Origin of the sequence: Oscillatoria sp. CS-180 (assembly GCF_028330965.1) — a bacterium.
In the GTDB taxonomy this organism is placed as follows: domain Bacteria; phylum Cyanobacteriota; class Cyanobacteriia; order Phormidesmidales; family Phormidesmidaceae; genus Halomicronema.
Genome location: NZ_JAQMUB010000102.1, coordinates 1 through 22,872 on the forward strand (window position 1 = coordinate 1; position 22,872 = coordinate 22,872).

General features: G+C 48.3%; 30 protein-coding genes. 10 read left to right on the forward strand and 20 right to left on the reverse strand.

The genetic code is table 11. The features are described from left to right. Positions 1-373 precede the first annotated feature (373 nt). Together PN498_RS28230 and PN498_RS28235 are read left to right on the forward strand one after the other, a co-directional pair. Positions 374-1,156, forward strand: a complete 783-nt coding sequence (locus PN498_RS28230) for an SPFH domain-containing protein (RefSeq protein WP_272066808.1) — start codon at positions 374-376, stop codon at positions 1,154-1,156. 31 nt (positions 1,157-1,187) lie between these two features. Then, complete coding sequence (locus tag PN498_RS28235; protein WP_272066809.1) at positions 1,188-2,375, forward strand: pentapeptide repeat-containing protein; 1,188 nt, start codon at positions 1,188-1,190, stop codon at positions 2,373-2,375. A gap of 41 nt (positions 2,376-2,416) precedes the next feature. On the opposite strand, the gene PN498_RS28240 is transcribed toward PN498_RS28235, so the two are convergent. Continuing rightward, positions 2,417-2,869 carry a hypothetical protein gene (locus PN498_RS28240; RefSeq protein WP_272066810.1) on the reverse strand — a complete coding sequence of 151 codons (453 nt, stop codon included), beginning with the start codon at positions 2,867-2,869 and terminating at the stop codon, positions 2,417-2,419. Positions 2,870-2,931: 62 nt separating this feature from the next. Next, positions 2,932-3,264 (reverse strand): hypothetical protein, encoded by a 333-nt coding sequence (locus tag PN498_RS28245; RefSeq protein WP_272066811.1) that lies wholly within the window; start codon positions 3,262-3,264, stop codon positions 2,932-2,934. A gap of 194 nt (positions 3,265-3,458) precedes the next feature. Between PN498_RS28245 and PN498_RS28250 the strand changes: the two genes are divergently transcribed. The 3 genes from PN498_RS28250 to PN498_RS28260 all read left to right on the forward strand — a co-directional run bounded on the left by PN498_RS28250 (position 3,459) and on the right by PN498_RS28260 (position 5,581). Then, a complete protein-coding gene (locus PN498_RS28250; protein ID WP_272066812.1) occupies positions 3,459-3,698 on the forward strand; it encodes a hypothetical protein in 240 nt (79 codons plus the stop codon). A gap of 326 nt (positions 3,699-4,024) precedes the next feature. Beyond that, a complete protein-coding gene (locus PN498_RS28255; RefSeq protein ID WP_272066813.1) occupies positions 4,025-4,279 on the forward strand; it encodes a hypothetical protein in 255 nt (84 codons plus the stop codon). A 456-nt stretch (positions 4,280-4,735) separates the two neighbouring features. After that, positions 4,736-5,581 carry a hypothetical protein gene (locus PN498_RS28260; protein ID WP_272066814.1) on the forward strand — a complete coding sequence of 282 codons (846 nt, stop codon included), beginning with the start codon at positions 4,736-4,738 and terminating at the stop codon, positions 5,579-5,581. A 77-nt stretch (positions 5,582-5,658) separates the two neighbouring features. On the opposite strand, the gene PN498_RS28265 is transcribed toward PN498_RS28260, so the two are convergent. The 5 genes from PN498_RS28265 to PN498_RS28285 form a co-directional block, all read right to left on the reverse strand. Beyond that, complete coding sequence (locus tag PN498_RS28265; protein WP_272066815.1) at positions 5,659-5,943, reverse strand: hypothetical protein; 285 nt, start codon at positions 5,941-5,943, stop codon at positions 5,659-5,661. Positions 5,944-6,352: 409 nt separating this feature from the next. Continuing rightward, entirely contained in the window at positions 6,353-6,736 is a 384-nt protein-coding gene (locus tag PN498_RS28270) for a hypothetical protein (protein WP_272066816.1), read from the reverse strand. Positions 6,737-6,806: 70 nt separating this feature from the next. Then, entirely contained in the window at positions 6,807-7,154 is a 348-nt protein-coding gene (locus PN498_RS28275) for a hypothetical protein (protein ID WP_272066817.1), read from the reverse strand. 7 nt (positions 7,155-7,161) lie between these two features. Beyond that, a complete protein-coding gene (locus PN498_RS28280) occupies positions 7,162-7,449 on the reverse strand; it encodes a hypothetical protein (RefSeq protein ID WP_272066818.1) in 288 nt (95 codons plus the stop codon). A 20-nt stretch (positions 7,450-7,469) separates the two neighbouring features. Further along, positions 7,470-8,114, reverse strand: coding sequence for a hypothetical protein (locus PN498_RS28285; RefSeq protein ID WP_272066819.1), 645 nt, complete (start codon positions 8,112-8,114; stop codon positions 7,470-7,472). A gap of 229 nt (positions 8,115-8,343) precedes the next feature. Between PN498_RS28285 and PN498_RS28290 the strand changes: the two genes are divergently transcribed. The 3 genes from PN498_RS28290 (at position 8,344) to PN498_RS28300 (ending at position 10,701) form a co-directional block, all read left to right on the forward strand. After that, on the forward strand, positions 8,344-8,547 hold the full coding sequence (locus tag PN498_RS28290; protein WP_272066820.1) for a hypothetical protein: 204 nt from the start codon (positions 8,344-8,346) through the stop codon (positions 8,545-8,547). After that, on the forward strand, positions 8,544-9,344 hold the full coding sequence (locus PN498_RS28295; RefSeq protein ID WP_272066821.1) for a hypothetical protein: 801 nt from the start codon (positions 8,544-8,546) through the stop codon (positions 9,342-9,344). Before PN498_RS28290 ends, PN498_RS28295 begins: the two co-directional genes overlap by 4 nt. 130 nt (positions 9,345-9,474) lie before the next feature. Then, entirely contained in the window at positions 9,475-10,701 is a 1,227-nt protein-coding gene (locus PN498_RS28300; RefSeq protein ID WP_272066822.1) for a DUF4236 domain-containing protein, read from the forward strand. A 57-nt stretch (positions 10,702-10,758) separates the two neighbouring features. On the opposite strand, the gene PN498_RS28305 is transcribed toward PN498_RS28300, so the two are convergent. After that, positions 10,759-11,022: a hypothetical protein gene (locus tag PN498_RS28305; RefSeq protein WP_272066823.1), complete on the reverse strand. Its 264-nt coding sequence runs from the start codon at positions 11,020-11,022 to the stop codon at positions 10,759-10,761. Beyond that, the gene (locus tag PN498_RS28310; protein ID WP_272066824.1) at positions 11,015-11,611 is read right to left on the reverse strand and encodes a ParA family protein; all 597 of its coding nucleotides are present in this window, start codon (positions 11,609-11,611) and stop codon (positions 11,015-11,017) included. Before PN498_RS28310 ends, PN498_RS28305 begins: the two co-directional genes overlap by 8 nt. A 137-nt stretch (positions 11,612-11,748) precedes the next feature. Between PN498_RS28310 and PN498_RS28315 the strand changes: the two genes are divergently transcribed. After that, positions 11,749-11,925, forward strand: coding sequence for a hypothetical protein (locus tag PN498_RS28315; RefSeq protein ID WP_272066825.1), 177 nt, complete (start codon positions 11,749-11,751; stop codon positions 11,923-11,925). A gap of 216 nt (positions 11,926-12,141) precedes the next feature. Here the strand turns inward: PN498_RS28315 and PN498_RS28320 are convergent, their stop codons facing one another. The 11 genes from PN498_RS28320 to PN498_RS28370 all read right to left on the reverse strand — a co-directional run bounded on the left by PN498_RS28320 (position 12,142) and on the right by PN498_RS28370 (position 22,152). Then, positions 12,142-13,818: a lysophospholipid acyltransferase family protein gene (locus tag PN498_RS28320; RefSeq protein WP_272066826.1), complete on the reverse strand. Its 1,677-nt coding sequence runs from the start codon at positions 13,816-13,818 to the stop codon at positions 12,142-12,144. A 222-nt stretch (positions 13,819-14,040) separates the two neighbouring features. Further along, positions 14,041-14,613 carry a hypothetical protein gene (locus PN498_RS28325; protein ID WP_272066827.1) on the reverse strand — a complete coding sequence of 191 codons (573 nt, stop codon included), beginning with the start codon at positions 14,611-14,613 and terminating at the stop codon, positions 14,041-14,043. Between the two features lie 443 nt (positions 14,614-15,056). Further along, positions 15,057-15,326, reverse strand: coding sequence for a hypothetical protein (locus PN498_RS28330; protein WP_272066828.1), 270 nt, complete (start codon positions 15,324-15,326; stop codon positions 15,057-15,059). Further along, positions 15,310-15,561 (reverse strand): hypothetical protein, encoded by a 252-nt coding sequence (locus PN498_RS28335; protein WP_272066829.1) that lies wholly within the window; start codon positions 15,559-15,561, stop codon positions 15,310-15,312. The genes PN498_RS28330 and PN498_RS28335 overlap by 17 nt, the downstream gene beginning before the upstream one ends. Before the next feature lie 1,004 nt (positions 15,562-16,565). Beyond that, positions 16,566-16,955 (reverse strand): thermonuclease family protein, encoded by a 390-nt coding sequence (locus tag PN498_RS28340; protein ID WP_272066830.1) that lies wholly within the window; start codon positions 16,953-16,955, stop codon positions 16,566-16,568. Between the two features lie 232 nt (positions 16,956-17,187). Then, a complete protein-coding gene (locus PN498_RS28345; protein ID WP_272066831.1) occupies positions 17,188-18,021 on the reverse strand; it encodes a Uma2 family endonuclease in 834 nt (277 codons plus the stop codon). Between the two features lie 6 nt (positions 18,022-18,027). Then, positions 18,028-18,576 carry a hypothetical protein gene (locus tag PN498_RS28350; RefSeq protein ID WP_272066832.1) on the reverse strand — a complete coding sequence of 183 codons (549 nt, stop codon included), beginning with the start codon at positions 18,574-18,576 and terminating at the stop codon, positions 18,028-18,030. After that, positions 18,545-19,564, reverse strand: coding sequence for a hypothetical protein (locus tag PN498_RS28355; protein ID WP_272066833.1), 1,020 nt, complete (start codon positions 19,562-19,564; stop codon positions 18,545-18,547). Before PN498_RS28355 ends, PN498_RS28350 begins: the two co-directional genes overlap by 32 nt. Before the next feature lie 80 nt (positions 19,565-19,644). After that, positions 19,645-20,286 carry an RNA polymerase sigma factor gene (locus tag PN498_RS28360; protein ID WP_272066834.1) on the reverse strand — a complete coding sequence of 214 codons (642 nt, stop codon included), beginning with the start codon at positions 20,284-20,286 and terminating at the stop codon, positions 19,645-19,647. Between the two features lie 159 nt (positions 20,287-20,445). Further along, positions 20,446-20,697, reverse strand: coding sequence for a hypothetical protein (locus tag PN498_RS28365; protein ID WP_272066835.1), 252 nt, complete (start codon positions 20,695-20,697; stop codon positions 20,446-20,448). Positions 20,698-21,138: 441 nt separating this feature from the next. Continuing rightward, on the reverse strand, positions 21,139-22,152 hold the full coding sequence (locus PN498_RS28370) for a metal-dependent hydrolase (RefSeq protein WP_272066836.1): 1,014 nt from the start codon (positions 22,150-22,152) through the stop codon (positions 21,139-21,141). 185 nt (positions 22,153-22,337) lie between these two features. Between PN498_RS28370 and PN498_RS28375 the strand changes: the two genes are divergently transcribed. After that, positions 22,338-22,802, forward strand: a complete 465-nt coding sequence (locus tag PN498_RS28375) for a hypothetical protein (RefSeq protein ID WP_272066837.1) — start codon at positions 22,338-22,340, stop codon at positions 22,800-22,802. Positions 22,803-22,872: the final 70 nt, after the last annotated feature.

Below are 22,872 nucleotides of genomic sequence, written 5' to 3' on the forward strand. Positions count from 1 at the left end.
AGATAATCGGATTTATTGATTAAAATCCAATTCGGATAGTGCTTAATTGGAGTTAGAGCACACTGTGTCTAGATATTTACTAGGTACTTTACTAGCGATAGTAGGGTTCCTCAGCTTGTATTGGCTCGGAGACAGCTTTCAATATACTCTTAATCCTGAGAAAATATTGCGGATCTTCTGGGACTCAGCAACTCAAATCGGAACACTAACAGTTTTATCAATAATCTTTTTAGTTACATCCTTTTTATCTAAAGGACAATATAGAAATCTTTTTTTATTTGGTTTCTGTGTAACTTTTATTTCACTGGCTTATTCCGTTACGAGAGGCCATACATTACTACTTTCTAGAGCCAGAACCATACTTCTTGGTTTTATGATTTTTGCAATTACTTATATAGGTCTCTCAATTCGAACTACGCCTCAGGGACAGCAAGCTCTAGTAGAGCGCCTTGGAAGATATCATCGAAAACTTCGGCCAGGCATAAATTTCATAGTTCCTGGCTTAGATAAAATTGTATATCAAGGAAGCTTAAAAGAAACTATTTTAGAGATATCACCTTTTACAGCAACTACAAAAGATTACGTAAAAATTCAAGCTAACATAATTGTTAACTATAAAGTCTTGGATATTGAAAGAACATTTTATGAGATAGACGATTATGAGAGTGGCATCATAAGCATAGCAGTCTCAGTAGTTCGTTCAGAAATTGGACGCATTAATTTCAATGAAATATCGAGTGCTTTCGATGAAATAGTACAAGTATTTCTTGACGCAGCAGATATACTAACAGAGCCTTGGGGCATAAAGCCAACTAACCTAGGAATTGTAGGAATTATCGCGTCAGAAGAATACACTGACTCTCAGAGATCTCTTGAGATAGCTAAGAGGAGTAGTTCTCAAGAAAGAGAAAATCTTGTTTTAGAAGGCGAAAGTATCGCAAATTTTGCGAGTTCACTTCGAGAAGCATTACCTAGTGTTAGTGAAGAAGCAATTTTAAATTATATTATTCTGTATAAATATTTCTCTAAACTCAAGGACTTTGAAGAAACCGAACTTAATGAAGACAAACAAGCAATCAAATCACTGAAAGACATTTTTGATATGTCAGCCCTTATAAAATACTCAGATAAAGATACAAGCAAAAATGCAGAATAAATGATATCAAAACGACCAGATCAACAAAGCTATGATAGTAAAAAGGTGGAAAAATATTCCGTGGAAAACAGTTTTTGGTTTGATTCTTGCTTTTTTAGCAATGTACTTCATTAGCAAGTTGATTCTTTTAGGTGTTCAAAGTGTTCCTTTGTGTAAATCTGATGCTTCACCTCAAATATGTCAAGAACTGGAAGAGTTAATTATATTTATATTTCAAGATAATTTTGAATCTTTCGCTATTCTAGCAGGCGCTATATTTTACATAATCGATTCAAGAGAACGTACACAAAAAGGTCGTTATGAAGCCTGGCAAGTAGTGGATAGCTTAAAAGACGTAAAAAGTAGTCGCGCTAGAATTAAAGCTCTAGAGTTCTTGAACGAAAGCAATGATTCCTTAAAGAATATAAGCTTAGTTAACTCAGATTTAGATGGAATAAAATTAGAAGGAGCAGATCTAACCGGGGTAGACTTAAGGAGTTCTAGACTAGTAGGTGTTAATTTAAAGAGATCAATCTTAAAGAATGCTTTGCTCAGTAATACGTTGTTTTCAGACAATAGATGTGAAATAGATAATTCACAGAGAAATAACGATTTTGAATTTTCTGCAGATCTATCTTATGCAGATCTATCTTATGCAGATTTGAGAGGAATAAATTTATCTAGCGCCAACCTCTATAATGCAGACTTAAGAGGAGCCAATCTTCTCAATGCCAAATTAGATTATGCAGTTCTAAAGTCCGTCAAAATCAATAAATTAACCAAGTCTAATTTAGGAATACTAGTCGCTATATATCTATTAAGCAGAGTTCCAGAGACTCAAGAAGCGTCTTTATTAAGCGAAATTGATCTGAGAAATATTAATTTAAGCAGATTGAATTTATTTGGTATAGACTTTTCAAATTTACTTCTAGATGAATCTAATCTTAGCCAATCATATTTAGCAAACGCTAATCTTCATAAAGCAGTTTTGCGCTCTGCCGAGATATTTGAAGCAGATTTATCAGAAGCCAATTTATCAAAGGCGAATTTAAGGAAGGCTAACCTGTCAGGAGCTAATCTATCAGGGGCTGACCTGTCAGGAGCTAATCTATCAGGGGCTGACCTGTCAGGAGCTAATCTATCAGGGGCTAAATTAGAAAATAGCAATTTTTCAAACGCAAAACTTCATAAAGTTCGCTTAGACAAGCAACAAATCAAACTCACTCGAAGAAGTAGATGAGAGTTGTATGGTTTTAAGACGGCACAGTGGCCGCCCCATCATCAAGCTAAATCGAAACGTTTCTGAGCGGCAATGAACAGACTGCTGGCAGCCCCCCGAATCGCGTGCTCCGGCGGTTCATGCTGCGCCAAATGCTTCACGGCCTCGCCGTAGCAGTAGCTATACAGCGCCGCCATATCTGTTACGTACTGGGCAATATCCGCTTTGCTGGTTCCTTCCAACAGTTGCGCCGGTGACGGCTGAGAGGCGGGCGCTGTCCCAGGAGTGGGGGGCTGTTCTGCGGATGACTCCACTAAGCTCAGCTTGCCTTTGTGGTCTTTCGTAATTTGTACGGCTGAGCCTTTCCGATAGCTGAGGAAATGGGTGTCGCCGCCTGGTCGCCATAGGGCATCTTCGGAACCATCCGGCAAACGCAGATCGGCCACGGTGCGTAGACCGTATTTGGTGTTTACTTCGCGCGGTGCGCTGGTCAGGGTTGCGGTGAGTAGTTGCATGGTGTTCTCTCTGTAGTGATCAGGTTGGGGCAGCGGTGCCCCAAGTGCGCGTTAGAGAAGGGTTAGAAACCGATGTCCTCGAAATAGGAACACTGTGCTGCGTGGCTCTTAGGCAATGGCTCTAGCTCTGCCGATGCTCGTAAATGACAGTATCCTTGGCAGCGATCGCGCCAATGAACGCACTGGTCACAAGTCGGCTGCTGACTCTGTTTAAATTCAGTGATCGCCCGCTCTACAAATTCGTAGCCGTGACGATGAATGATTTCGAGGATCTGAGCCTGAGCCACGCCTTCGGCTATCTGCTCCTCCTCATACTCTGCTCTGGTGTCTTGAAGAGTGATGTGCTGTTCCTGCTCTCGCAGGTAAGCCAGCTCTAAAGGTTCGCGTACAATCATGGGTATGGAACTCCTTCTATGGTTGGGGTTTTACTTGCCGCTACTGCCTCGCCAAAGTTCAGTAGCGGCATTCTCGAATCCCCTCAAGATATCAATATTATAGCATGTATACATGCATACAAGCCAGAAATCAGTTGCGATTCAACACTTGATTTTTGCAGGTATACTTAGAGCGGCAGCGATGAGAAGAAGCCATGCCCGGAACCAAAGACAGCGGCAGACCTGGAGGAAACCCAGCCTTAAAGACGGCTGAGTACCAGGAGGAACACGGCTACCAGATCCAAGATCCTACGAGAGAGGAAGCCTTCACCGCACAGCTTCAGCTCCGGATCACGCCATCGATGCAAGCTGCACTGAAAGCAATGGGCAAACAGAGAAATCAATTTATTAGAGACGCGATCGCAGAAAAGCTAGAGCGTGAAAACCAGCAATAAAAATACATGTATACTCGCTAAAATAAATGTATACACGCTATAATCAAATAGAGGGCAGGGGCGGGGTAAAGCCTTTGATCGCAGCAGAGGGGCTTGCTCCTCGCCGTAAGCCGAGATGTTGAGCCTATCCGCTGCTGATGATTTCCCAGCCGCGATCGCACTGGCTGCTAGCGCTAGAAAGCAGTGAAGCAGAGGGAAGAACGCCAACCGTTGTAGAGCGGAAGCACTCAGCAACCCACCGTAACAAGGGGCCATAGTTGCGGGCTAAACCGGGCAGAGAAACGCGCTTTATAAGGCACTCTGCCCAACCCAAACACAGCACAAACATGCAGCAATTATCACTACTCACACATATCAAATGGGCACGGCCAGCAGCACGCGGCAGCGGCATTGTGGCTCGCATTGCGCCAGGTGGGGCAGCGGAGTTGCGCGCCATTTTTCCCGAGCTACAGCTGATTGATGCGCGGCCATGTAGCCCGGATCTTTACGTGCTGCTGAGGGGCTGTGATGGTCTTCTCGATTTGACCGATGAGCCAGAGAGCCACGGGAGCCAAACAGACGGGGTGTTATTGCCTTGGTAGCCGGTGACGCCCAGAGGGCCGCTAGCGGCAGAGCCGCCGCCGCCGCCACGCCTAAGAGCCGCACGAGCAGGGGACCCGGTGGCAAGGCCGGAACGAAGTGGAGAGCGTAGCGGGCCTTGCTCACTGGGGCGAGTGTGGCAACCTCTCTTGGTAGGCGGGGGATGGCGAAGCCGCGAAACAGAGCGACGCAGGAGCAACCTTATCGCGGGGTAGACCGGAGGGAGACGCCGCCACCTTCGATAGCTCGGCTGAAAGCGGAGCGACCATCTTGATGTATTCTTAGCTACCTAAGTAAACATTTTTTTCTAGTACAATCGCTTAAATATTTAAACGAAGTACGAGCAATTTAGAAGTTCTAAAAATCAGTACTTACATTAGGGAAATTTATATTTCCTGTTTTGGGTTGCAATCAGGGTTTGGATCTCCTGAATATTCTAGAGTTTAGGTCTGCCAAATATGGAGCAGCCGTTCTCTGCTTTTATTGCTTCTATTTTCCAACAAACCCCAGGTGTTGTTCCTCCTGATTTGTTAGATATATTTGATGGTGGGCAGAGCAACAATAATGCTGTCGGTTCAACTGAGGATGCTTTCATATCTCACAGCATTTTCAATGAGACATCTAATCCATCGAGCATAAACGATTTTCAAGATTTTTTTGAAGCAAAAATCCCAGAGATATCTGGTTTTCAAGAGTCTCATCATCAGTATGTTAGTGATTCTCTTACAGGAGAACCACCAACAGTAAAGCCACAAAACCACGAAGATTCCTTATCATCTTATGAATTAGGTTACTCGAAAGGATATGCACAAGGGTTTAATGAAGGATTCAAGCACGGTGAAAAAAGCTCTAAGTTATATCTGGATCATACGATAAGAGAAATTGAGAATTTAAAGAAGGATATAGATAATATGAGCAACGGCAACAATCCTAAATATGATTTCCGTGGTTCTACGATTGGGAATTTATCTGATATCAACAATGGATCGATGTCTACCCAATTTATAAATAATCAAAATGACATTACAGATTTAATAATTTCCTTGCGTGAGATGGCTGAATCCTTCCCTCAAACGCACAAAGAAGATGTACTGGATGAACTGGAAGCCCTTGAAACGGATATCAACACATCAGAAAGTATCAACCCTGAACGCATTGGCCGACGTCTAAAGCGCTTAGCTGCCGCTGGTACTGCAGCCATAACATTTGCAAGCGGAGCTGCCGATTTTACTGAGAGTATCAATGAGTTTACGGGACACATCCAAGCAATAGGCGAGAACATTGGAATCGAGATAGGAGAGTAATCTGCGGAAAGAGATCGCTTTCTTCCCGCGATCGCTCCCCTCTCCAATGCAAAAAAAGGGGCCGCAGCCCCAACCCGCTAACGCACAACAGGCACCGACACCACCCAACAACAGCCCAACACCTCACACACCGCAGACCGCACACAGACCGACACGCCCACCTGCCGCGACGCAGACCGACCAAACGCAGCTGCACCACCACGCGACCCAAAGAAAGCCCAAACCACAGAACCCGAGAACGACCGCCGCGACGACCGCAAGCACCAAGACGAGCAACCCGAAGCCAGCGCCAAACCAGCCACAGAGCGAAACGACACCAACCGCTCAGCACGACCAAAACCAACCCAAAACGAAAACTGCATAGCGAACAAGCCAAACGCAACGCATCCTCTCCACGCCTCCAGCCGTGATCACGCACGGAAGACGACTAGGCGCAAGGGTGGCTTATCCAGCAACAACGCGACGATAGGAGCACCCCCAGCAGCCACTTGCAGGAGGACGGCCCGGAGAGCGATCGCGCTCTGCCCCCTTTGCCCAAATCTTGAAACGGAGGGCAGGCCGACCGCCCTTGTGCCGGGTTATTCAGGCGTATACTTGCGTTGCCTGCGTTGGCTTACCTCACCAGACGCCAGCAGCGCGGGGAACCGGGGGGAACGACCGGAGCCGATGGAGCGGAGCGGAGACGGCCAGCCACCGATGGAGATGGAGCTAGATCACATTAAAAAACCCCTGCCCGAGAGCAGAGGCTAATTGATGACCTGGTGTGGAGCATCAAGCCTTAAAGCCCGCGATCGCGCCTAACGACTGCAAGTGCTCTAGCCGCTTACCCGCCGCAAGGGGATTCTCCAGCCCCATTGCCTTAGCTAGCTTGCCAACAGTCGTCACGGTGAAGACAGCGCCCTCTTGCAAAGACACCAGAATTTCGTAGAGCTTCTGCTGACCCGGAGAAAGGTTGAGGCAATAGTTCGTGTCAACGCTGATGTAGGAACAACCTTCGAGGACTTCGGACTCAGCATCAGCGGAGTTGCCATGAAAGACTAGCTTCGGCATCCCTGCCTCTTCCAAGTCTTCCGGCGTCAAATCCCAGTCAACATAACCGCTATCGTGCTCCAGATACAGCTCTAGATTCTCAAGGTTGTTTGAAACTGTGTACATAATGGAACTCCTAGCAAAAAAGGGAGTACACCCATACTCCCACATTCTACTCATAACGACCTTTCAGAATTTATCCAAACGGCCACCAGCCACCACTTGCGGGCTGTTCATTCCGTTCGGTGATACTGTCATCGTCCTGCTCAGGCTCTAAGTCCTCATTAGAGTCAACCACCGGCTCCATGCGATAGCGGTGTTGCTCCGAGTCACGCTGATCGACTCTCCTTGCAGCATCGTACTGACGGCGAAGTTGATCATCGCGATCGCGCTCAACATTGTTGTCTCGCATGATACGCTCCACCGTTTCCTGACCATCAGCTGGAACATCAAAAACCGCATGGTCGCCACTGTCATTACTGATTTCACCGACGACGCGATCTGCTGACTCGTCCTCTGGCTTGAACCATTCTAAAATCCCCATCGGAACCTCACTCTTTGATTTCAAAACCTGTCGCTGTAGTGCCGTCGTAGTAAACCCAAACCTTCTGGTCCGAACCTTCCACGCGGTAAATATCTGCCGTGTCTGTGCTGCGATTGGCCCGTCCGAAGGTGCTAGTCATATCGGCGTAGCTTTGAGGCCACGCCAGCCCTTTCAGGAACGCCACTTCACTTGAGCTGAGATAGCCCATACCGCCCCTAACAATCCCCTGCCCCTGCAAATCAGTCGGGTAGTAGTTGGGGCCATCAATCTCGGGAGTAGACGTGCAGGCCGCCATCGCAATACAGACGAGCAGCCCTAAGACTTTCCCGATTGAGAAGTCCTCGCCTGCGATCGCGCTTTCCGCAGCTGGTAGTAAGCTGTATCCTCCGCTTCCGTCTCAATCTGAAAGCGAGTGACGCCGCGCTTCATGCCAGCGGCCCGCATCGACTCCACCTCCGCTGCGTCAAACTCTGCTTCCACTTGAGACTGGGACTCAATCAGGGCCTGGAGCTGCTGAAGCTGTTCATCGGCTGCCGTCTGCAATTTACCGCCCTGGTCACGAAGTAGCGCCAATGCCCCGCCCAACTCCTCAGACACGCCCTCCGGTGTGACTCCACCGGGCATAAACTCACGGCTGTAGCGCTCCTTCGCCTCACTCACCCAGCGATCGCGTTGGGCCTTCTTACTCGGCACCTGTTTGAATTCCAACGCCAGCGATCGCGCCAGCTCGGTATAGCCCTCATCCGTCTTCAGCAGCTCAACCGGAGCGACCTTCTGAAGCCAAGGCAACCATCGCGTTCTAAAAGTGGATTCGCCAATCGTCAACTCCGCCGCCAACTGTTTACCGGCGTAGGGCGCTCCTTCAATCAGTTCCCCCTCGATAAGTTCGGGGATGTGCGCGACGGTGTGCGCCTCCTGTGCGACGGTTGCGCGGGAAGCCTGCGGTTCAATGTGCTGCATGGGTGCAACTCCTTTTTAATTGATAGCCCAAACCCTGATGGGATAGGCGTTTCTGAATGCGCTGTTGTCGTGCGGTGAGTGCGCGATCGCTGCACGAAAGCTGTGCGGCTGTTGCGCGATGGGTGCACGACCCATCGCAATGCATCGGATTGTAGCGTCTAGAATTAAATGATGCAAGTTGAATCACATAGAATTAAATCGTTTCCATAGCACAGGAGTAAGCTAGGCAGTGGTAACTCGACGAAGTGATACTGTGGCCGATCGCGTAACGTTTGACATCGAAGGCTTACGAGAAGATATCGACGCAGCCTACGCCGAAAATCCCCTCTGGGCACGGCTATCCCTCGCTCAGAAATTGCGGATGCTGGTTGAAGAGCGGCTTGAAGAGATCAAGCAAGCTAAGGTACCCCCATCCTCGGAGCGCAAACAATGACAGCCCCCAGCTTCCGATCGGGGCAAATCATCCCGCTGCGCTACAAGAGCCGGGAGATTAAAGCCATCATCATCGATCCCAACGGTTTAGGACCCGATAAACCCAGTATCGGCATGGGCTTTCGGGGCATGGATAGACACGTTGGCGTGCCCCAAACAACCCTTTCCAGAAGGGTGATGCAAATAGACGGGGACAAGTACCTAGAACTCCCGTCCAGCAATCGATTCAGGGTGATGCAAATCTTGGCCGAAGACGGCAATGAGTATCTGCTTTTAGAAGCGTCAGACTGGGTCGCGCTGGCTCAGGACTGGGCCAAAAATCCAGGCAAACTGAGGAAGCCTGCTCGCGAGGGACTGATTGATTTTCTCGCCTGGTTCGCGGCTGAGGGCATCTACGCTCAGGCGTACACCATCCTAAAGCGGGCCTACACCTACGAAGACGATCAGCGAGTCCAAAACTGGCTTATGCAGCGAGAGAGTGGCAAACCTGCTCGGCGTGAATGGGGGTTTGAAGTGCAGGACAAAGACCCCCGTGGCCGCTACGGGTATTGGACCAACTACGTCTATCGGGGTCTGTTCGACATGGACGCCGCCACAATGAAGGAGGTCTGGGAAAGTCCAGTGAGTGGCAGTAGTCGCATTGCTCGAAATTACATTCCCCAGGCGGTGGGCCTAGAGGCAGTAGCTTACTGTGAAAAGATGGTGGCACAACTTGATTTAGATGATATCGAGCAGGCCCATGACCTAGCGATTCAAGCGACGCGGATTAAGTTTGCAAAGTACTTTCTACTTGCTTAATCAGTTAACTGATTAAGCATTTAATTGATTAGGCACAGTATGGGTGAGGCTTAGCTCTCAGATACCTCTCAATGCTTGCTGATTCTTGAATGAGAAGAACGAATTAGGTAGGCAGAGTTGAAAGTTGGCAATGGGTTTCAAGTTTCGCAAAAGCAGGCGCACCGTCAAGATACTTCCTGGTGTTCGCCTCAACATAGGAAAAAAGGGCATCAACAGCGTCTCAATCGGCGGCAGAGGCAAGCGTTTCGGCGCAACCACTAATGTCAATTTAAAGACGGGTAAAACTAAGACAACCTACAACATTAAGGGGGTAGGTTCCTTTGAACATAAACCGACTTCTTCAAAGGCAAACAAGCGCTCAAAGAGCATTTCTAAGCCGACGCCTCAATCAAGAAGTGCTGTCCAATCACCACCAGATAAAGCACCAAGGACTAGAAATCATTCAACTGATTCTCCGCGCTGGTATGAGCAAAGTTGGTTTGCGATTTTATCCATTCTCATCTTTCCTCCCCTGGGTATTGCCACCATTTGGTCTACTCGGTGGTCTAAGCCTTGGAAGATAACATCAACTGTTTTCGCCGTCTTTTGGACCTTCTACATCTTTGTTGGTGCCCCTTCCCAATCACCTCCTGAGCCTGCGGCCACATCTACTGAAACAGAAGCGATCGCTGAGGCTCCCAATGGCTCTATCCCCGCCCCAGAAACACAAGCTCCTGAAACAACATCATGGGATGAGGTTTATCAAGAGGCTGAAAGGATCTCAGGAACAGTTCAAAGCTTGACCGAAAATGCTTTATCGCCTAATGACTGGTTACTCATTGCTAGCCGCTTAGAGCGCTCGATTCAGCTTTATGAAAGCATTCCAGAATCTGATTCTAATTACTCCAAAGCCCAGGCAGCAGTTGAAACGCTCGATCAGCAACTCTTTTATGCTCGAAAGGGACAAACTGTTCCAGAAGACACTTTCCCGCAGGCTATCAATGCCGCGACCAAAGCTGCGAATTTAACGCAGACCGCACAGTCCACCTCTGATTGGGAAGAAGTTGTAGCGACTTGGCAGGAATCCATTGGACTTTTGAAGCTGGTTCCCGAAGATAGTCCAAATCGTGAAACTGCTCAGGCAAAAATCACTGAATACGAGAATAACCTTCAGTACGCTGAGGCAAAAGCATCAGAACCTCCCCCTCAACCTGTAGCAAGCAGTCAACCGACATTGGTTCGAGCTAGAGAATCACGAACAGGTAGTTGCGATTGCCCCTATGACTACACCTCCTCTGGAAGCCGCTGTGGGGGTAGGTCTGCCTACTCTAGACCGGGTGGAGCTTCTCCAGTCTGCTACGTTCCTGCTGAGCAGTAGGTCACTTAATTCTGAGAGCAATCAAGAATCAATTACCCGATTAATCACTTAATTGATTTACCGCTTAACCCACGCTTCCAACAGTTCAGCAATCAAATCAGAGAAATCCCCCTCATAGTCCACTAGCGATCGCTTCACCTCTTTGTTCAGCTCCTTGGGAATATAGGCCCCCACCTGAATGTAGTTCGGGTCCGATCGCTTCCCCGTCGCCTTCCGCTGTCGTCGCTTGGGTTCGTCCGGTGCTGGCTCTGACGGTGGAGTCGCCTTAGCTTTTTGGCGATTCTGCGCCAACTTGTCAAACATGCTCGCGGGATCAGCCATAACTCTCAATCTCCTTTGCTAGCGACTCATACTCTCTCCAGGCGATGCGACCGAAGCGATCGCCCGTCTCATACACCGGCACCCCAGCAAGGGCCGCTTTTTCATAAGCGGTTAAACGCCTAATCATTTGATTAAACACCGGAATGCTTAAGCGGTTAAGCGTTTCTTTAGCTTGTTCAGCCGTACTTTTCTTACGGCTGTCTACCATCGTCAGGACGACCCCGTAGGCATCCAGGTTTTGGAGGTGATCGACGGTGACCAGCAGCGCTTCCAGGGCCAGCGCATCCGGTGTGGAGGGTAGCACCAGCAGATCACAGCCTGACGCGAGGGCCTCCAGTTCGTCTTCGTCGGGGTGCGCTTCAGTGTCTACGATGACATGGTCTTTGCCGCGAGACGCCTTAGCCGCCGCCATCAAGTCACACACCTGGAAGGGCAGGGTGCCCCGCTTGGACCAGGAAAGAGAGGAGCGATTGGGGTCGCCATCAACGAGCAGGGTCTTTTCGGACTGTTGAGCGAAGTAGCAGGCTAGATGGATCGCGGTGGTCGTTTTGCCCACGCCCCCTTTGAAGCCAGCAACGGTGATGATCATTTGCTTATCCAGTTAAGCGATTAATCGATTAATCAGGCAGATGGCAAGCAATGGACTGCTTACTCACAAGGATTCTAGCGGTTAATTGGTAAATCAGCTAAACGCTTAATCAGTTAACTGATGGCGGCGAGGGAGAGGTGCCATCGCCCTTCAGATTTGGCGTTGCTGGCCAGCGAGATCGCGGCCAATCAGCCTCCACCTGCCCCCTGGCTCGGTATCAGCAACTTGAGGAAATCGCGGCGAATGGCTGGCAGCTCCCGACTAGCGAGTTAGCCCACCTGCTGAGGCTGAAGACCTTGAGCGGGCTGAGCTAGAGCGTTATGGCTTCCGGTTCGTGAAGGTGGGCAAGGCTGGGATTGAGAGTGCTTGGAAGGTGGAGAAGTTGGATTAGGTGTCGTTTGTCGGGCCGACAGTTAATGGACAGGTAACACATAACTGGCAGGTTAATGGCCAGACAAAGGCTACAGCGACCAAATTTTCTCCAATTCCATACATCGGCCAACTAGCCTAACTCTCCCAATATGAGATGGTTAAAGCGCAAGAATTCTTTTTGCGTATCTATTTTTGTCTTTAAGATCAAGAATAAAAAAAGCATCAACTGAGTCAAATTTAGGATCATTACTTAGAGCGACAAACCGCGCTCCAAGCTTCAAATAAAACCTCATCAGATTTGTAACGCCTTTATCTCCTTGAGTTGATTCAAGATATTCAAGGAAATATGTCGGATTTAGTTTTGCGTCTTTATCGTACAAAATTTCGGGGAAGTTATTATTAAAGTAGATCCTGTTCCTTGGTTCCACTAAGCATTTGTCATTCAACACATAATATTTATTAAGAAAATCAAAGAGCATGCTTTTTGCAATCTCATTATATATTTTACTAATTGAGACAAGACCCATTAAGCAGCTCGAACTAGATATCTTTACTATTTCACCTAAAGCATTCCATAGAGCAACTAGCGGCAAATATTGTCCTTGATATATTTGGTTGACAAACAACCTGCTCAGCTCTATTGAAGTGTTATATTTCCGAAAAAATTCTTGGCTAATGTAAAAGTTTTCACAAATATATGATTCTTTTATATAGCTATCATAGCTGGAAAATTTGTTTAAAGGAACATGTCTACAGGCTCCAGCTATTCTTTGATTTAAGTTATCCCATACTAACAAATGCTGATAAATTTTATCAAACCTATCTGAATATGCTTTTTTATCCGTGTTAAAGCCATATCCACTGAAAGCTATTCTTCTTAGACGTCTTATCTCATCAAGAATAGCCGATGATTGAGTTAGTTCGCTGCTTATCACAGAAAACCTTCCAGTAGATAATATTTCTTTTGATTCTAATAAAAGATTTACTTCTTTAGCAATCTTGTATTGCTGCGTACTTGAAGAGAGTCTAGACATACTTTCCTTTGGAAAGCGAGGTCTTTTTATATCAGTCTTTGAATTTTCAAGGACAAGAGTCTTAAGATTCAGCAATTTTGTAATTTCTGTTTTTGAATAGGAATTATAAGCGTTTGAATAGTGGATAATATCTCCAATTGACAAGCGCACTTTCTTGTTTCTTTTGTTTGTCAGTTCCCAGCATAATTGAAGAGTTCGTAGATAAGAGTTAACTACTCCCAAAGAATGAAATAAAAGGCTATTGCTTCCCTCTATATATATAGGAATCACTGAAGATCTTGAAGACTTAAACAGAAATCCTGCCAAATCATTCCATTCAGATTCGACAATTGAAAATTGAGAAAGCTTATAATGAGAAACCTCTCCAGAAGGAAAAAGTAGTAAACATTTTCCTTCTTTAAGCCAGTCAAGAGCCTCTCTAATAGATCTAGAGTTTTCAGGTTTTGACGTAAAGGGATTTACAGATATTAGATCTTCCGGAATGTTTGGAATGCGCTCTAACAAATAGTTTCCAATCAGTTTTGAGTCAGTCCTGCGTGTATTCAACAAACTCATTACTGCTAATCCATCTAAAAAGCCCATAGGATGATTAGCAATTACCAATAAAGGTCCTTTCTGAGGTATATTTACGAGGGACTTATGATCGTAGCAAAGCTCAATTGAAAGCCTATCGAGAAATTCAGCATAGAATCTAGAACTATTTTTTATACTTTTAGATAGATTATAAATTTGACGGATACCCAAAAATCCTTCGGCGATAGAGAGCAATTGTGATTTCTTAGTATTTATCAAATATCTCATATTCAGATTCCGACCAACTAGCAAAACTGAGCAGCGTAGCGGACAATAGTATCTAAAAAAGCAATGGATGAGCAGAAACCTTACGGCGATAAGGATTGCGGTGGTTTATATAACAATCGCAAAAGTTCCAGTACAACGAGGCTTTACAGCCTCTATTGCCTGTCAAAGTCCAATACCGTCAAACACCATTCAGATTGTACCTGTTTCAGTAACAAGCATATTCTATACAGAAATTGATGGCGAGGAGAAAACAACAAATGTTATGAATAAAGCTAGTAGCAAAGCACTGCAAAAATAATGAAAGACAGGTTTATTTACAATGCATAGTGAAACCAAGACAAGCATTGCAAGCAGACGAATAATATTATCTATAAGGTTCCCTTTTGTATTGATCAAAAGATCTGCAATAAAGTTATTCATCTGAATAAAAGCGGCAATTCCATATATCATTCTATTTTGCTTCCAGTAGTACTTCTTCAAATCAACTTTCTCTTCTCCAGAAATTTCTGGAAATATAATTTCAGAAACGAGATAGTATCCAACAGGACTAAGAAGTAAAACAAGGATATATAAAAAAGACCAGGTATTCAAATCTCGCTCTTCGAAAGTTCCTATCCAATATTGAATTTGAAGCAAGAATAGAAGGCATGATATAAGAGAATGCAAAGGGTAAAAAGACACGTTTTTAATATGCTTTAGAGATTTTGCGAATCCTTCTATTATGCCTCCAATTCCTAAAGCAAGTATTATTGAAACGAGAATAACCACATAGTTGAATACATCTAAGTTTTTCATAAAATAATTCCGAATTGGATTTTACATCTTCACATCAAAAGATCTGGAGGGAACCTACATAAGTTCGACTTGTACTCTCCACATCAATCCGGAAAATAAGCTTTTCTTATAAAAAATACAGGTGACGGCACTCCATCTCCGTGAACCGCTGCTCCACCGTCTTCAGCCGTCAACTTAGCGGTCCCATATCATCTTTTAGATCCGGGTTGAAATGAATATTGAGAAGGCATACACTTCTACAATTTGGCGATCACGTCTGCCTTCTCTTCCTCCGACACCTCCAAATACCGCTGCAACGCCGCCATCGAAGTCCAGCCGCCCAGGCCTGGAGCGTCTTCAGACGAACCCTTAGCCTTGTTCAATTTGGTCGCCCAGTTGCGTCGATCGCTATGGATACTGAAGTCGCAAAATTCTAAGCGATCGCTCCTCCTTCATCCCGCCCATCACCACAGCTCCGGGTCAAACCCACTAATCACGATCCTTCCAACTCGCGGCGAGTTGAGACGCTTCATCGTCCTCTCAGCATCACTCAGCTGGTTCCGTACCCGAATCGCCTCGATTCTCCTGTCACGCTGATCAATCAGCCGCTGTGTCTCCGCGATTTCCGCCTCAATCTCTTCCACCGCCGCCGAATGCTCCGCTCTGAACTCAGCCTCAGCCGCCTCAAGCTTCTGAAGGAAACGAGCTTCAAATTCATCAAACGTCTCTGCCATTGCCACCCTCCATCGTCTGCAGTCGCTGCTCCACCAGTTCCAACCGTCGCCGCAGCTGCCCCACCTCATCTGCTGGCACTGGGTTGAAGTGAGCCGTGAGGATATCGATCACCACTTGGGACTTATTGCCATCGGTGGCCGCCGCCGCGATCGCCTCCATCAATTCTTGAGGCACCCGAACAGAAAGTAAAGGACTCGGCATCGTCACCCTTGAAGCATCGTTATCTGTCATCATGCCCAGCGGTAAATTGTCATCAGCACCAGAAGTGAGGTGTCATCACCTGCCATCAGCTTTGTCATCAGGTGTCATCAGCAAACCGACTCGCGATGACAGATGTCATCAGCACCGGCGACGAAGAGCGCGAATCACCTCCGGTGAGGCTGCGCCAACGCATCCAAGACCAGGACACTTCACTGTGACAATTAGGCTAAAAAGTTGAGTAGTTGCTCTTATTGGCAACACTTCTTGAAGATAAAAAATTCGTTTATTCCTGAACAGAGTAAGGGAACACGCGATGAGGGCAATCTTGGTTAGGCAAAATGGACTAGATTTGGACTAAATAGCGGCTTCTGAAGCGTTCAGCCGTACTATTTTTGAGGTGTGCTCTTAGGGTAGCCAAGAATGCCCAAGCTGCGCACCTGAGTTTTCAGCCTTGGGGCTCTTTCTCGATGGGGCGCGATCGCAGCTGGTTACAACGGGCAGATGGCGGCTGAGAGTCCCCCTCAACGGAAAGATAAACTTTAGTATCAGGCAGCGTCATTCATCCATCACAGGAGTACTCTAATAACTAAGAGGTGAATAAATATTCCCTCGTTTCACATAGTTCAGTCCACTTTAGATAGGAGGTTTTCTATCGATTTAGCGTCTGAATCTATCGCATCAAAATCAGCAGCACTCTACTCAGTTGTTGATACTCCCTCCACTAATCTCTAAGAGAGCACTGCACTGATACCTAGAGACCCAACAACCTTAAACGACGGTATCTCAGCATCTCTAGAAAAAACAACCTAATTGAGGAAGTTCCTCACGAACTAACCTGAGCGCTGCAAACAGTCTATTTAGTTTCAATTTATCTATTTTCAATAGTAAAAAATACCCTGTTTCTGCCTTCAGAGATTAGGGTGTTTTTTATGGCTGTTTGTCTGAGACTCATCAATTTTTATAGTAGCCTTCTTAGCGCAAAGAAAAAGGATTCCCTATCAAATTTTTCAGCTCTATGTCTGAACAAATAGGCTGCTTCATCGTCGATAGTCCCAGGGCTTAACAGCATTCGTGTCAGCCCACACCCCCAACTTTGCCGCCTTCGCCTGTTCTCCAACTCTGGCCAGCACAGACCCATTGGGACAAGTATCGCTGTAGCGCTCGTAGTGATAGGCAAACCCATCCAGCACCATTTGACCCGTGAGTGACATCTCTTCCTCAGTACTCGTCAGCGGCACAAAGATTTCAGCGACCGTTCGACCATAGCGATCGCGCTCCACTTGCAACACAATCAACGTGCCGTCGCCCTGGTCGATCAGATTCCGCCAATGGTCTCGCGCTTCAATTCCCATCGGCTGCTCAATCTCAGGCGCATCGATGCCACACAGTCGAATCTTGATTTCCCGTAAGCCATCCGTCACACCCATGGAGAGGCAATGTTAGGAGTCTCCACCTTGCTGCTGTCGAATCCCCATCCAGATCTCATCCAGCGTGACATCGTCGAGCCACTGGTGACGCGCTTGAGTATAGTTTCCAGTTCCAGTTTCCAATTACTTAAAGAACCACACCGCATTCACATAGCCCAGGTTCTCCCTCAGGGTCTTGCAGACTTGGCGATTAAGGTCAGCCAGCGTCATACCATTCGCGTCCAATCCTCCATCACACCTCATCTGGGTCTACGCCCATGTCTCTTAACCGAGCCGCTAACCGCTCGGCTCGTTGTTGCTGAACATCGGCTCGCTGGCGTTCAGCCACTTGACCTTCAGCCCCAGTTAAAATTACCTGACTCTCGCGATCGCACCACCGCAGCCAGAGACGGGACACCTCATCTTCAAACGGCCCTTCCCACAACATCAAGCCCAACCCTACTCTGTCTAGCCACACAGATTGCCCCCCTGCAACAATGCCTTGAGCAGGGGTTAACTCTTCGTACCTTCCCGCATTCAAGCTCCACACACGGAGACGAGCATCGGCCATCTCCTCTGGCCCCTGAATTTGTTCTAGTGGGTCAAACACCCCATAGTAGGGCACCCCAATTTGGGCGTAGATATCCTTTTTGCTTTGGCGCTTGCCCTCTCGTTGGGCCTTGGCGCTAAGAGTCACTTCACTCCCTTCTTTATTGGAAACGATCTCGATGCAGACCTCAGGCACCTTGCCAAATTCCCACACAAAATAAGAACGATGACGGCGATCGCTGTAGTCGGCTGCTCGCTCTACGCCCAAACTCAGGAGCACATCAGGAACAATGGGTTCCCCATACAGCTTGTAAAACAAGCCCACGTTGGCATCAGCAAGGAACGGTCGGGGCAGAACATTAGAGCTGTAGAGCGGTTCCACCAGCAATCGTTGCTGCTGAGCGGATTGTAAGTTATCCACCGGGGTATCGTCCTCAATCACCAGATGACTGATATCAAGTTCAGTCACCACCGCTGCATCTGTTGGATCTTCGTTTTCCAGGAGTTGCTGGGGAGTCATAGGAGATACTTGAATCACGTTTCTTTATTCTAAAGGAGTAAACTGACACACCACCTCCAACGCCCTCACCCCCTGTGATCGCTCAATCTCCACCTCCTCGATCACGGCCCTCAAATCCTCCGTCTGCTGCCACAGGCTGAGCATCGTCGCCGTACTGCCCTGCCCCGTGCGATAGGCCATCTCCATTACCGCCTGTCGCTGAAGCTGGGTTTCAAGCTGTCCCCGCAAGTTTTCCAGCCTGCGGGTCTGCGCTTCGTAGGCCAGCACCCCATCAATTACCTCGCGGCCCAGGCTCTCGGCCACCTCCTCACGCCGACGAATCAGGTCAGCCGCTCCGATTTCTAGTTCTGCGATCGCCAGCCGATTCCGCTGCACATCCCCGCCGCCCAACAGGTTTTGAATCAGCCGCAGCGGGTCAATCCAGTTGAGGGGATTCGCTGACAGCACCGCATCAAACGACGACGGCAGGAACTCTAACCACTGGTGCGCCTCGGCGTATTCAATGCGATCGCCCGTCAGATCCAAGCGCTGGTTAATCGCCTCAATCTCGCGACTGTTCGCGATCGCTAGCACCGTCAGCGTCGTCAGGCATTCCTCGCTGCTGTCCAGACACGGGAGCGGGGAGGGATGGGGCGTTGGGGAGTTGAGGGGGTGGGGTGAGGTTTGGTGCGTCGTCGGTGGGGTGGCCATCGCGGACGAGCAAAGTAAGCTCGACAGACAACAGGCCGTCAGCACCTTGGCCCAACCATTTGATTTGCCGAATCCGCCCCGCGTAGGGACTGCGGACGACAGCGAGAGACGCGATCGCATTTTCTACCTCATCGAGTCGAAGCTGTGTTTGAGAGAGCTGATAGTCTCGGTCTCGCAAACGCTGCTCATACTCTGCCCACTGCCGCTGATAACTGAGCGCGGCTTGGTTGGCTCGCTCGACTCGTTCCGCCAAATCGAGGGAATGACGGTATTCCTGATAGTCGGTGTCGCTCTGAGCGTTGGCCAGCTTGCCCATTGATAGCTGGTAGTCCCTGACGGCTGCGGTGTGCGCTCGTTGCAGCTCGGCAAGCTTAGCCGTCTCATGCTCCAGCACTAGCGGGTTGAGATTGGGCAGCTCCGCCAGATAGGTCAACTCCTGCTGCTTCGCCGCGATCGCCGCTTCAGCCTGCTCCACCGTCACCTTGGCGCGTTCGATGGTTGCCTGTTCTTCGAGGTAGTTGGGATGGGGTAGGGCCGCGATCGCGGGCACAGATGCCGGGGCCTGGGGTGGCGTAATGGTGGAGGCTTGCAGCTTTTGCAGGGTCAGGGTGAGCTGCTGGTATTGGGTCTCTAGGCGTTGGCGTTCGCGAGTGCGATCGGCGATGAGTTGGCCAGCAGAAACGCGATCGCCCTGCTGCACTTTCAGGTCTTCGGGGTCAGCAACAAAGACCGTAATGGTGAGACGTTTCGGGCTGTCAGTGTCGGATGGCTGAAGCGGTTCTGATGGGAGTTCTGGCGGTGGGGTGGTTTGGGCAGTGGCGACAGAAGCGATCGCAAGTCCAGACAAAACATAGGGAATCAGCCTTTTCATCTCTACGCCCCATCGGACAGTTCTATTAGGAGAATGCCCAAAAATCAGAAATTTAGGGAAAGATCAATATCCCAAAAGCCTTACAAAGAATGGTAAATCATACGTAGATGCGATAGTGCTCTTTCTTTTCTTTTTCGTAAAGTAGAGAGAGACAACTCTCCGTAGCCTCGATCTATCCAAGCTCGTTGAACTTCAGGCCAGGACAAATTTTGAATGGATTTCAGAGAGAGCAGCAGCTGTTCCTCTTTTGAAAGCTTTACAAATGCGGCACCGACTTTGAGCATTTCATCAGTGAGTAGGTCTTCATCGACAGTCTTTGGAGACATCAATATCTCTAGAGATGAGGGTTCAGAATCAAGGTCACGTCGGTGCTTTCGGCTTAGCTCCTGAATATATCGAAAAGCTACAGAACGAATCCAGGCATAGTGGTTGGTGATTGTCCGCCCTTCTTGAATCTTCTCTAAGGTTCTAAGGTAAATCTCTTGGAGAATAGCCGCCTCGTCATAGCGGGGCCAAAGTTCGTACTGGAGTAGCTTGCTTCGGATGAATGGGAAGATTGAAGAGGCGGAAGCACTCCTCCGATTCATAATCTCCTCAAAAGTTTCATTGAACTTATGCCACTGACGAACAATATGCTCATCCGCAAACTGCTTAGATAAACTTGTGATGTCAGATTGCTTATGTAAATGTTTGTCCTCCCAGGATTTTCCTGAGGTTCCCATAACGAGCCTTTCGTATCGGTGAATTGAGTCGCCAACTCTGAACTGAGGTTGCAATTTTCAGAAATATCAGAGAGTGCTTTCGATAAAGGGCATATCTGAACTCCAAAAGAGTCCAGATATGCGGCGAAAACGAGTTAAAAATCAACTAATCAGTCATTCCTAACTCTTATTGGAGGAGCCTGATTGCTGTCGATTAGACAACAAAAAGGTTCCACTCGAAGTAAAAGCAAAAGTCGCCAAATCAGCAAATGCAGGGCGCTGACTTGGATCCAGAACCGCCATAAAAAAAGAAAAGGTCACGACCATGGGGCAAACCACAGCAAGTGACCATTCCTTCATGGAGACAGCGGCTCCTTGATAGGCAACATCCTCCCCCGACGAAAGGGGAGTCTGAGGATATTTTTCATTCATGAGGTTCATCCATTTCGACGATATGTACTCGAATCCCTTAGAGACCAATCCAGTAAAATCTCAAAGGATAGACAATGCGACTGCCAATCGCACCGACATAATATCAAGATAGTCGGAAAAAAAATTACGTCAAGAAGCGGACCATTGATTTAAATCAATGGTCCGCCTATGGATCACAAACAGCATTAGCTCAAGTAGAAATTGCCAACGCCGATTTTCTGCTCTCTATTAAAATTTGGGGAATTGGCAGTTCCCCTTCCGGTACACCAATAGTGCTTCTTTGGATGAACCTCAGGAAAATACTGACACTGGATTTATCGTCTTACCTGGAGGCAGCAGAAAGCACACGATGCTTCCATTAGTTAATGTAGCTGGGCTCGATTTTGTGACACGAAACAAATTTTCTTTCCCTGCTGGCTTCGAAGCCAATAGCGCAGAACATCATGAGCCGATTGAAACAGCAAGCCTTCCGACCACCCACTGGTCGCTCAACTGCACCGTCGCCAGCTCCAGCGGATGCAGGTCAAGCGTTAGGGTTTCGCCCATGATCGCTGCCGTTTCATACTGCCGTCCTGGAGGCTGCAACGTAATGCCTTCGGGATAGTCCACCGTCAGAGTGCCCGTCAGATAGATGGCCTTGCCAGGGTGGGAAATGGCGAGCTGCTGCAATCGCTCCACCGGGTTCTCATCAGCAAAACTCAGCGTCTCCGTCTGCGTCTCCATCGGCTCACCGGCGCGGGCCTTCAGCGACTCCACTACCATGCTTTGCCCTGTGTGGTAGATGCCGCTGCCATCCGTCACGATGAACTCTGAGCCGTCTGCTTTGAGGATCAGATACTCGCCATCCGCACGGCTCCGGTCGTCCGCCCACACGCCCTTAATATCGGCATAGACGGCGTTCTGAGGATGGGCGTTGTAGGTGGAGATCGCCGTCTCCCTCAGCCCAATACTCTGCCCCACCGCCACGCTGACACCACCGCCACCAGCCACATGAATTCCCACGAGCAGCAGCGCCACCGCTGCCGCCAACACCCAATACTCACCGGGACCACCCGTTCGTAGTCGTCGCCTCGGATTGCTGACACTGATAGCCCAAGCTGGGTCAGGCCAAAAGAGCTGCACGCCCTGCCGGGTAAAGCAGTCGCTAAAGCAGCTCAGCAGATGACCCAACGGCACCGCTGCCCCCGCTTTCCAGTTGCCAAAGTAGAGGGCGATGGGGAGGGAGAGGGCAGCGATCGCGCCCGTGGCCACCAGACTATGGGTGATGCTGCGATGGGGAAACCTGTCCTCAATCCATCGACTCACCGGATACAGCACCTGCCCGATGATGCTCGTTGTCGTGTCCAGGTCCGGCAGCTGGGAGCCGAGGACAGCGAGGACCAGGGGTAGCGGATGGGATGTGCTGAGGAGAAGGGAGACGCCAGCGGTTGCGATGCAGGCGTGGGTGATAGCCATCATTGAGATGAAATTCCAGTACAACTCTTTAGGTAGCTTGCCCTTGTTAAAGCAAACGGGCTATCCCATTAGGATGTCCTAACCACCATTTCCAGAACGTGAACCCTCAACTTGTCGCTTTGATTGCTGCATCGATAGGAGCCTTAACAACCCTCATTGGTTCACTCTTATCGCACTGGTTAACCATGCAACGTGAGCAGAAGCAATGGGAAAGACATCAGCAGGCAACCATATCAAAACAAAAGCACTTACAGAAAGAAGAAACATATGAGAGAGCCATTCGATACTTGCTCAAAGCTAGAAACAAGCGCTCTATGCTGACCGCCGAGGGAGACGTGGTTCTAGAAGCCCAATACTTTAAAGAATGGGTTGATGACCTTATCGAGGGTCAGCTAGCTCTGACCCAACTGGCTATTATTGTGTCTATAGAACACCAGCCTGCTCTAAGTGAAGCTTTGAGCCAGCTCAGAAAAACGACAGACAGGCTTTTAAATATCCCAGTTATGCCTACGAAGCTAGGCTATGAGGACGTGACTCTCATTCGGCATGGAGGAGCAGAAAATATCCTGCTATCTCTTGATGAGATTTACAACTTGGTTATTGGAGTCGCGAATCAAGATCTCAATCGACGGAAAGATATCTGCTACTGAAGTTTCAGAAGAGTCAAGGCATAAATACTCGGACCCCTGTCTCAGCGTAAGATAGCTATGCCGCCGAACA